Raw genomic sequence first — 9841 nt, 5'->3', positions numbered from 1 at the left:
CCAGGCCGAGCGGGAGCAAGCTCCCTCGCCACGGGTGGTGTCTGGGCTGGCGTCATCGCGAGCAAGCTCGCTCCCACAGGGGATCTGTATTCCCACTGATGCCCCAGGCTGCAGAGAGCAGGCGGCCTCGCCTTGGCCTTATTTCCGCTTGAGCATCTCCGGCAACTGCGCCACCAACTTCTGATTATTCAACGGCGCCCGAATAAACCCACGCTGAGTACCGTCCGGGCCGATCACGGCGAGGTTGCCGCTGTGGTCAACTGTGTAGTTGGGCTTGCTGGTGTCCGCCGGGATGAACGGGATGCTCACCGCATTCGCCAGTTTCTGCAGGTCTTCCACTGATGAAGCGGTCAGGCCTTTGAATTGCGGATCGAAGTAACCCAGGTACTGCTTGAGTTGCTTGGGCGTGTCGCGGTTCGGGGCGACGCTCACCAGTACGATCTGCAATTTGGCCACCGCCTCGGGCGGCAGTTCGCTTTTGATCTGGCGCAGTTGGGCGAGGGTGGTCGGGCAGATGTCCGGGCAGAAGGTGTAGCCGAAGAACAGCAGGCTCCATTTGTCTTTCAACCCGTCCATCGCCACGGGCTGGCCATCCTGGTCGGTCATTTTCACGTCCGGCAGGTTGCGGCTCTGGGGCAGCAGGATGATGCCGGCGTCGATCAACGCGGTCGGGTCGCCCTGGCCTTTGCTGGACAGCACTTTGTTGATGGTCAGGCCGAGGATCACTGCGATCACGGCCGCGAGGATGAAGACGGTTTTCTGGGTTCGAGTCATAGGCTCAACAGTAAGTAGTGATCAACGAGCAGGGCGATGAACAGTAGGAACAAGTACCAGATAGAGTACTTGAAGGTGTTGATCGCCGCGTGCGGCCGACTGCCACGGTACAACACCACGGCCCATTGCAGGAACCGGGCACCCAGCACCAGTGCGCAAATCAGGTACAGCATCCCGCTCATCTGGATCACGAACGGCATCAGGCTCACCGCCAGCAGCACCAGGGTGTACAGCAGGATGTGGATCTTGGTGTAGTGCTCGCCGTGGGTCACCGGCAGCATCGGGATGTCGGCCTTGGCGTATTCCTCCTTGCGGTGAATCGCCAGGGCCCAGAAGTGCGGCGGGGTCCAGGCGAAGATGATCAGCACCAGCAACAGCGGCTCGGCGCTGACATGCCCGGTGGCCGCGACCCAGCCCAGCAGTGGCGGCGCGGCGCCGGCGAGGCCGCCGATGACGATGTTCTGCGGCGTCGCCCGTTTCAGGAAACCGGTATAGACCACCGCATACCCCAGCAACGAGGCCAGGGTCAGCCAGGCCGTCAGCGGGTTGGTGAAGGCCAGCAGCATGGCTTGGCCGGCCACCGCCAGGGCCAGGGCGAAGGTCAGTGCGGCGGCCGGCGAGACCCGGCCCTCGGCCAATGGCCGCTTGTGGGTGCGCGCCATCACCGCGTCGATGCGCCGGACCACCACATGGTTGACCGCCGCCGCCCCGCCGGCACACAGGGCGATGCCGAGGTTGCCGAACACCAGGACGGTCCATGGCACGCCGGCACGGGTGGCGAGGAACATGCCGACCAGCGAGGTGATCAGCATCAACACCACCACTTTCGGCTTGGTCAGCTCCAGGTAATCGCGCCAGATCGCTTGGCTGTGGCGTTCACCGGTCAGGGTTGCCATGGCATCTCTCCTTTTATTGTTATAGGGCTGACGCTGTGTTTATGCGGGTTGAAGCGCCAGCGCAGCGGGACCTGATGCTTGACCCGGACCAGGCTGGTACGGGCGTGATAGTTGACCAATACCAGGGTCAGCAACAACGCGGCGCCCCCGGCGTTGTGGGCGACGGCCACTGGCACCGGCAGATGGAACAGCACGTTGCTGATGCCCAGGGTGCTCTGTGCCGCCAATGCTGCCAGCACCAGCCCGGCGAGCCGAGTCATGCCGACGTTTTTCAATTGCCAGGCCAGGCCCAGCAGCACCACGGTTACCAGCAAGGCGCCGATGCGGTGGGTCAGGTGAATGGCGGTGCGGGCGTCACTGTCCAGTTGCCCGCCGAGATAGTTGGGGCCGATGTGCTGGGTCAGGTGGAAGCCGTTGGCAAAATCCGCCGGCGGCAGCCATTGGCCGTGGCAGGTGGGGAAGTCGATGCAGGCCACGGCGGCGTAGTTGGAGCTGACCCAACCGCCCAGGGCAATCTGGCCGATCACCAACAGCAGTCCGGCGGTGGCCCAATGTTGCAGGCGCTTGGGCACGGTCAGCGCGGGTAATACGCCAGACAATCTCAGCGTCAGCAGGAACAGCAGGCTCAACGTCGCGAACCCGCCCAGCAGATGCCCGGTGACCACCTGCGGCCAGAGCTTGAGGGTCACGGTCCACATGCCGAACGCTGCCTGGGCGAAGACCACGGCCAGCAAGAACAGCGGCAATTTCAAAGGCTGGCCGGGGCGGCGACGGTTCATCCAGGCTCGAGCGGCCAGGGCGGTAATCATCAGCCCCAGGGCCCCGGCAAAGTAGCGATGGACCATCTCGTTCCAGCCTTTGTGGGCTTCCACCGGGGTGTCGGGGAAATGCAGCTCGGCATGGGCCAGTTGGGCTTCGCTCTTGGGCACGCTGATGAAGCCGTAGCAACCGGGCCAGTCCGGGCAACCGAGGCCGGCGTGGGTGAGCCGGGTGTAGGCGCCCAGCAGGACGACGATCAGTGCCAGCAGCGTGGCAAACAGCGCGAGGCGAAATCCAGGTTTGGCCATGTCGATGCCCTCATCCGATGTTCGACAGTTTCAGCAGGTGGCGCAGGTCGTTGAGCAGGTCCTTGCCCTTGACCCTGGCGTCGTAGCGCAGCACCAGGTTGCTGTGGGGATCGATGATCCACAGTTGGGCGCCGCCGGAGCCTTGGGCGCCTTTCTGATACGCCGGCAGGTCCAGTGGATAACGTTGCAGTTGCGGGTACTCGCGTTGCAGTTGGGCGTCGTACTCGCTGTCCAGCGGCTGCGCGATGGCCAGGGCATGGCTGGCGCGGCCGGCATCGCGTCCCAGGCCGATCTGCACCTGCCGCGCCAGATAGACCATTTGGCGGCAGTCCACCGAGCACTCCTGCGGCGCGGTGACCAGGATCTGCCAGCGTTGCTCATCGGCTTGTACGCCAATCTCGGCGCGGGTCTGGCCGGTGCCGATCAACTCGCCGTGGTAGCTGCGGCTGTCGGGCACCCAGAACTGGAATTTGTACATGCCGGTGGCGAGGATCATCGGGCCGATCACGCCCAGCACGATCAGCAGCAATTGCACGCGGCCCTTGCGACGGCTGCGTGCGTCGGGCGCCTCAGACGTGTTGGTTGGATTCATGGTGTTTCCCATGGTGTCTCCCTGCGTTGTGCCATCCGAGATAAAGGAACAGGCCGAACAGCGCCGCCGCCATGGCGAACCACTGCACGGCATAGCCGAGGTGTTTTTCCGGCCCCATGGCCACCACCGGCCAATCGGTCCGGTAGGCGCCGGGGCCGCTTTGTTGGCGTAATTCATAGGCGAAGCCGTTGCGGTCGAGGTCGGCCCAGAGCTTGTCCGGCTCGATGGCGGTGACCAGTCGCGGCCAGGGTGCACCGGCCGGGTCGGCGTGAAGTTGGAAGGTGGCGCCGGGTGCGACGTAGACCCAGGCCTGAAGGCTCACGGGTTGTTCCGGGGTGTTGAAGACCGGCGGGATGCGCCGGTCCGGCCAGGGCAGCCAGCCGCGATTGACCAGCAGCCACAGCCCGGTGCGGTGGTCGAGGAACGGTTGCAGCAATTCGACGCCGACCTTGCCGCCGTGCTGGCGGTTATCCAGCAGGATGCTGTGCTCGGCGTCGAACTGGCCTTGCAGCGTGACCGGTCGAAAGGCCGGGTCCGAGGTGTGCGCCAGCTCGCTGCTGTCCATCGGCGCCGCCACGCGGCGCTCGGCGTAAGTGTCCATGAGCACACGCTTCTGTTCGCCCCGGCTCAGTTGCCAGAACCCCAGGCACACCATCACTGGCACCAGCACGGCCACCACCAATGACGGCACGATGCCCGGCCGGAAGCCTTTCATGGCGTCGCCCGAAAGCTGTCGAACGGGATAGCTATACTCACGTGCATCGCGTCCCCCCGGAGTGTCCCTAATGCTCAAAGCAGCCATCGCCCTGATGCTGATCGCCACGATTGCCAGCCTGTTCAGCGGCCTGTTTTTTCTGGTCAAGGACGACAGCAGTTCCAATCGACTGGCCATCGCCCTGGCGATTCGTGTCGCCTTGGCCGCCGTCACCGTCGGCTTGATCGCCTGGGGCTTTTTCAGCGGCCAGTTGGTGTCGCATGCTCCTTGGTAAAGAGCCGCCCTGGTAACGGCTGCCTCAGAGGATGTAGACGAAGAAGAACAAGCCGATCCACACCACATCGACGAAGTGCCAGTACCAGCTCGCGGCCTCGAAGCCGAACTGGTGCTCGTTGTCGAAATGCCCGCGCATGATGCGCATCAGCATCACGAACAAGATGATCGTGCCGATGGTGACGTGGGCGCCGTGAAAGCCCGTGAGCATGAAGAACGTCGCGCCGTAGATTCCCGAGCCCAACGTCAGGCCCAGCTCTTTATAGGCGTGGATGTATTCCTCGGCCTGGAAGCCCAGGAAGGCGCAACCCAGCAGCACGGTGATCGCCAGCCAGATTTTCAGCGCGCCACGATGGCCTTTTTTCAGGGCATGGTGGGCGATGGTCACGGTGACGCTGGAGCTGACCAGCAGGATGGTGTTGAGCAGCGGCAAGCCCCAAGGGCTGATCACATCCTTGGGCGGTGGGAATAGCTTGGGATCGGGGTTGTTCAACAACGGCCAGACGTATTCGAAGTTCGGCCAGAGCATTTCCGATAAACCCTTGCTGCCTTCACCGGCCAACCCCGGCGCCGAGACCATGCGCACATAGAACAGCGCACCGAAGAAGGCGACGAAGAACATCACTTCGGAAAAGATGAACCAGCTCATGCCCCAGCGGAACGAGCGGTCGAGCTGGGCGCTGTACAGCCCGGCGCGGCTTTCCTTGATGACCGCGCCGAACCAGCCGAACAGCATGTAGGCCACCAGCAGGCCGCCGACGAAAAAGATCAGCGGGCCGTGGGAATCCGGGCGGTCGGCTTTCAGGTCGTTGAACCAGGTCGCCAGGCCATACACCGTGACGAACATCCCGACCGTGGCGATGATCGGCCATTTGCTCTGGGCCGGAACGTAATAGTGCTCATGAGTTGCCATTTATTGTTCTCCTTATCGGGCACGCTATCGGTCAGTGTTTAGAGCCACCGGTGGATGACGAGCGGTGATGTCGAACAGCGTGTAGGACAGCGTCAGATGCTTCACTTCCTTGGGCATGTCCCGGTCGACGATGAAGCGCATGGGCATTTCGATGCGTTCGCCGGGTTGCAGCACTTGCTGGGTAAAACAAAAACATTCGGTCTTGTGGAAATACGCCGCCGCGTTGCTCGGCGAGATGCTCGGCACCGCCTGGGCGCTCATCGGCCGGTCGGTGGGGTTGTGCGCGACAAACACCATCTCGTTGACCGCCCCGGCCTTGACCACCAGCTCATCGCCCTTGGGGTAGAAGTCCCAGACCATGTCCACCGCGTTGGTCGACAGGAATTGCACACGCACCTGGCGCGACTCATCGACCACCTGCTCGCCTTCGTACTGCCCACCGGTCTTGCCATTGATGCCGAACGCCTTGCACATCACGTCGTAGATCGGCACCAGGGCAAACCCGAAGATGAACATGGCGACCACCACCAGGAGCAGGCGGGTGACCAGTTTTTTCAGCGAGATCGAGTCAGCCATGGATGCAGCTCCTTGCACCGAGCCCTGTGGGAGCGAGCCTGCTCGCGAAAGACGCGACGCGGTATGTCAGGCTTACCGCCATCGCGAGCAGGCTCGCTCCCACAAAAGCTGCGGCGTTCATTTCACTTCCGGCGGCGTAGTAAACGTGTGATACGGCGCCGGCGACGGCACGCTCCATTCCAGCCCCTCGGCCCCATCCCATGGCTTGGCCGGTGCGGGCGGGCCGCCGCGGATGGTCTTGATCACGATGAACAGGAAGAAGATCTGCGTGGTGCCGAACATGAACGCGCCGATGGACGAGACCATGTTGAAGTCGGCGAACTGCAGGTTGTAGTCGGGAATCCGCCGGGGCATGCCCGCCAGGCCCACGAAATGCATCGGGAAGAACGCCAGGTTCATGCCGATGAACGACAGCCAGAAGTGCAGCTTGCCGAGGGTTTCGTCGTACATGTGGCCGGTCCATTTCGGCAGCCAGTAGTAGGCCGAGGCGAAGATCCCGAAGATCGCCCCGGGCACCAGCACGTAGTGGAAGTGCGCGACCACGAAGTAGGTGTCCTGGTACTGGAAGTCCGCCGGGGCGATGGCCAGCATCAGCCCGGAGAAACCGCCGATGGAAAACAGGATCACGAACGCCACGGCGAACAGCATCGGCGTCTCGAAGGTCAGCGAGCCCTGCCACATGGTGCTGGCCCAGTTGAACACCTTCACCCCGGTGGGCACGGCGATCAGCAGGGTCGCGTACATGAAGAACAGCTCGCCCACCAGCGGGATGCCGACCACGAACATGTGGTGCGCCCAGACGATGAACGACAGGAACGCGATGGCGGCCGTGGCGTAGACCATCGAGGTGTAGCCGAACAACGGCTTGCGGGAGAACGCCGGGATGATCGAGCTGACGGCACCGAAGGCCGGCAGGATCATGATGTACACCTCGGGGTGGCCGAAGAACCAGAACACGTGCTGGAACAGCACCGGGTCACCGCCACCGGCGGCACTGAAGAAGCTGGTGCCGAAGTGGATGTCCATCAGCATCATCGTCACGCAGCCGGCCAGCACCGGCATCACCGCGATCAGCAGGAACGCGGTGATCAGCCAGGTCCAGACGAACAGTGGCATTTTCATCAGGGTCATGCCGGGCGCGCGCAGGTTGAGGATGGTGGCGACCACGTTGATCGCCCCCATGATCGAGCTGATACCCATCAGGTGAATGGCAAAGATGAAGAACGTCACGCTTTCCGGCGCATAGGTGGTGGACAGCGGCGCATAGAAGGTCCAGCCGAAGTTCGGCCCGCCGCCGGGAGTGAACAGCGTCGAGACCAACATCAGGAACGCCGCCGGCAACAGCCAGAAGCTGAAGTTGTACATGCGCGGCAGGGCCATGTCCGGCGCGCCGATCATCAGCGGGACCATCCAGTTGGCCAGGCCGCCGAACGCCGGCATCACCGCGCCGAAGACCATCACCAGGCCATGCATGGTGGTCATCTGGTTGAAGAATTCCGGCTGGACGATCTGCAAACCGGGCTGGAACAGCTCGGCGCGGATCACCATGGCGAACGAGCCGCCCAGCAGGAACATCGAGAAGGCGAACCACAGGTACAGCGTGCCGATGTCCTTGTGGTTGGTGGTCAGCACCCAGCGCATCAGGCCCTTGGCGGGGCCGTGGGCGTGGTCGGCATGACCGTGGTCATCGATCACAGCACTCATGTCCTTTCTCCTTCGAACCAATGGGCTGGACGGCGCGGGGCAACGCGCCCCGACCGGTTATGGGAACGAGCGTCGGGCCGGCTCATTGGCTTTCCGCCTGTTTGAGTTCCAGCACTTCTTTAGGCGTCACCATGTCGCCCTTGTTGTTGCCCCAGGCGTTGCGTTCATAGGTCACGACCGCAGCGATATCGACTTCCGACAGTTGTTTGCCGAACGCCGCCATTGAGGTGCCGGGCTTGCCGTGGAAGACAATGTTCAGGTGATCCTTGATCGGCCCGGTGGCGATTTTCGAGCCCTTGAGCGCCGGGAACATCGGCGGCAAGCCTTGGCCTTCGGCCTGGTGGCAGGCCACGCAGGTGGTGTGATAGACCTTGTCGCCACGCTCGACGAGCTCTTCGCGCGTCCATTCCTTGCTGGTCAGCTCCTTGAGCTGCGCGGCTTCGGCCTTGCGTTCGCCCAGCCATTTCTCGTAGTCGGGCTTGCTCTTGACCTCCACCACGATCGGCATGAAGCCGTGGTCCTTGCCGCACAGCTCGGCGCATTGGCCGCGATAGATGCCGGGCTTGTCGACGCGGGTCCAGGCTTCGTTGACGAACCCCGGGATGGCGTCGCGCTTGACCGCGAAGGCCGGCACCCACCAGGAGGGGATCACGTCGGCGGAGGTCACCAAAAAGCGCACCTTGGCATCGACCGGCAGCACCAGCGGCTTGTCGACCTCCAACAGGTAGTGCTCGCCCTTGGCGCTCTGGTTGTGGATCTGTTCGGCGGGGGTCGCCAGGTTGCTGAAGAACTCGACGTCCTGGCCCAGGTACTTGTAGTGCCACTTCCACTGGTAGCCGGTGACCTGGATATCGATCTCCGACTCACTGGAGTCGTACATCTTGATCAGGGTCGCGGTGGCAGGAATCGCCATCAGCACCAGGATCAGGAAGGGCACGATGGTCCAGAGGATTTCGACGCGGGTGTTTTCGTGAAAGTGCGCGGCATTCTGGCCGGTTGAGCGGCGGTGCATCATCATCGACCAGAACATGGCGCCGAAGACGATGATGCCGATGACCACACAGATCCAGAAGATGGTCATGTGCAGGTCGAACACTGCGTTGCTGATCTGTGTCGCTCCAGGCGCCATAATCACAGTCCAGGCCGCTTGTGCCTGACTGAAAATCGACCACAACAGGAGGCCCATCCATACGTGTGGATGTCGCGTCATTGCGGGTTCCCCTTATCGTTCTTGTTATCCCGTAGGCGTAAAGCCTGCGGCAAGGGATCGGCTATTCAGACTGCTTAATTGACTCGCCGCGCCTTGCTGCACATGCAATCGGGTGTCATCAGCTAACTCCATTCCAAACCGAGTATAGACAGCACCTGCAACCTCGCAACGCGATGGCGTAAATCGTTTGAAACAGCCGGGGCTTGCGCTAGAGCCCACGAATGGAGAAGGATGCGAACTGAGTGATGGCAAACCGATATAACTGTGACGCAGCAAGGAAGGGGCAGTTATGAAAAATAGGTCTTAGGAGTGTTTTTGCGCCAGCTAAGTTATGTCTTCCCTATTTCATTGCCTTTGTTTCCTGGAGTTGTCATGAACACCGCCGCATTGCGCGAGCAGATCCAAAAAGCCCAACAACACGAAGCCGAGACCGGCCAATTGACCCGCCAACTGGAGGCCCAGTTACCGCATCTGCACCGCACCATTCAATTGCCGGACACGAACCCCAATAACGCCCTCGCGCGGTTTGTCGCGGCGTACATCGATGAAGTGCCCGACCTGCTGGACGCAGCCAACGACGTGGCGAGGGAAGCGGGTATCGAGTCGCAGATCAAACCGGTACTGAAGATTGCCGAACAGTATTTCCTCCAGCCGCCGACCATCATGGCCGGGCATGTCGGGCTCGACAGCCTGCTGGACGAAGCCTATCTGGCGCACCGGTTTGTCGAAGAGGTGAATGACCTTTATATCAAGCATTTCGGCCAGCCACTGATCCCCTTGGACATGACGGTCGCCAACCTGATCGCCCACCAGTTGATCGGTGAGGCATTTGCCAACCAACTCGACGAAGTGGTGCATCACACGTTCGACGAGATGCTCAACGACGAGACGTTTGCCTTGGAATCAGTAGAAGCCTATCGCGAGAAGCTCAGCAGCCCTGAGACCGGCGCAGCCTGGAAGCGCTGGCCGTGCATGTCCCGTCGCTTGGGCGTGGGCCTGGAGCTGGATCAGCCGGCGGCTTGATCCTCCGAAAAAACACAAACCCCCTGTGGGAGCGAGCTTGCTCGCGATGGCATAGGGTCAGCCACATCGCAGTTGACTGACACTCCGCCATCGCGAGC

The 9841-nt window shown here is 62.2% G+C and carries 11 protein-coding genes; 2 read left to right on the top strand and 9 right to left on the bottom strand.

The window, feature by feature from the left end; genetic code table 11:
- Nucleotides 1-138 precede the first annotated feature (138 nt).
- The 5 genes from HGO40_RS01070 to HGO40_RS01050 are packed head-to-tail and all read right to left on the bottom strand — an operon-like array spanning nucleotide 139 to nucleotide 4044.
- Nucleotides 139-774: an SCO family protein gene (locus HGO40_RS01070; protein WP_250961524.1), complete on the bottom strand. Its 636-nt coding sequence runs from the start codon at nucleotides 772-774 to the stop codon at nucleotides 139-141.
- Nucleotides 771-1670 carry a heme o synthase gene (gene cyoE, locus HGO40_RS01065; protein ID WP_250961523.1) on the bottom strand — a complete coding sequence of 300 codons (900 nt, stop codon included), beginning with the start codon at nucleotides 1668-1670 and terminating at the stop codon, nucleotides 771-773. The genes HGO40_RS01070 and cyoE overlap by 4 nt, the downstream gene beginning before the upstream one ends.
- Nucleotides 1658-2737 carry a COX15/CtaA family protein gene (locus HGO40_RS01060; RefSeq protein WP_250961522.1) on the bottom strand — a complete coding sequence of 360 codons (1080 nt, stop codon included), beginning with the start codon at nucleotides 2735-2737 and terminating at the stop codon, nucleotides 1658-1660. Before HGO40_RS01060 ends, cyoE begins: the two co-directional genes overlap by 13 nt.
- Before the next feature lie 10 nt (nucleotides 2738-2747).
- Nucleotides 2748-3341 (bottom strand): PA_0111/PP_0108 family redox-active disulfide protein, encoded by a 594-nt coding sequence (locus HGO40_RS01055; protein ID WP_250961521.1) that lies wholly within the window; start codon nucleotides 3339-3341, stop codon nucleotides 2748-2750.
- Nucleotides 3307-4044: an SURF1 family protein gene (locus HGO40_RS01050; RefSeq protein WP_250961520.1), complete on the bottom strand. Its 738-nt coding sequence runs from the start codon at nucleotides 4042-4044 to the stop codon at nucleotides 3307-3309. The genes HGO40_RS01055 and HGO40_RS01050 overlap by 35 nt, the downstream gene beginning before the upstream one ends.
- A 70-nt stretch (nucleotides 4045-4114) precedes the next feature.
- On the opposite strand from HGO40_RS01050, the gene HGO40_RS01045 reads away from it, so the two are divergent.
- Complete coding sequence (locus HGO40_RS01045) at nucleotides 4115-4318, top strand: twin transmembrane helix small protein (RefSeq protein WP_186708284.1); 204 nt, start codon at nucleotides 4115-4117, stop codon at nucleotides 4316-4318.
- Between the two features lie 24 nt (nucleotides 4319-4342).
- Here the strand turns inward: HGO40_RS01045 and HGO40_RS01040 are convergent, their stop codons facing one another.
- The 4 genes from HGO40_RS01040 to coxB form a co-directional block, all read right to left on the bottom strand.
- Nucleotides 4343-5230, bottom strand: a complete 888-nt coding sequence (locus tag HGO40_RS01040; protein ID WP_186708282.1) for a cytochrome c oxidase subunit 3 — start codon at nucleotides 5228-5230, stop codon at nucleotides 4343-4345.
- Nucleotides 5231-5254: 24 nt separating this feature from the next.
- Complete coding sequence (locus HGO40_RS01035) at nucleotides 5255-5806, bottom strand: cytochrome c oxidase assembly protein (protein ID WP_186708280.1); 552 nt, start codon at nucleotides 5804-5806, stop codon at nucleotides 5255-5257.
- Between the two features lie 117 nt (nucleotides 5807-5923).
- Nucleotides 5924-7510, bottom strand: a complete 1587-nt coding sequence (gene ctaD, locus HGO40_RS01030; RefSeq protein ID WP_250961519.1) for a cytochrome c oxidase subunit I — start codon at nucleotides 7508-7510, stop codon at nucleotides 5924-5926.
- Between the two features lie 82 nt (nucleotides 7511-7592).
- Nucleotides 7593-8720 carry a cytochrome c oxidase subunit II gene (gene coxB, locus HGO40_RS01025; protein ID WP_250961518.1) on the bottom strand — a complete coding sequence of 376 codons (1128 nt, stop codon included), beginning with the start codon at nucleotides 8718-8720 and terminating at the stop codon, nucleotides 7593-7595.
- A 372-nt stretch (nucleotides 8721-9092) separates the two neighbouring features.
- Here coxB and HGO40_RS01020 point away from each other — a divergent pair, with 372 nt between their 5' ends.
- On the top strand, nucleotides 9093-9743 hold the full coding sequence (locus tag HGO40_RS01020; RefSeq protein WP_186708274.1) for a hypothetical protein: 651 nt from the start codon (nucleotides 9093-9095) through the stop codon (nucleotides 9741-9743).
- Nucleotides 9744-9841 lie beyond the last annotated feature (98 nt).

The sequence above is a fragment of the Pseudomonas sp. CG7 genome (assembly GCF_023701885.1).
Lineage (GTDB): Bacteria > Pseudomonadota > Gammaproteobacteria > Pseudomonadales > Pseudomonadaceae > Aquipseudomonas > Aquipseudomonas zanjanensis.
The sequence above is the reverse complement of the archived record's forward strand: the minus strand, read 5'-3'. Positions and strand labels throughout refer to the sequence as shown.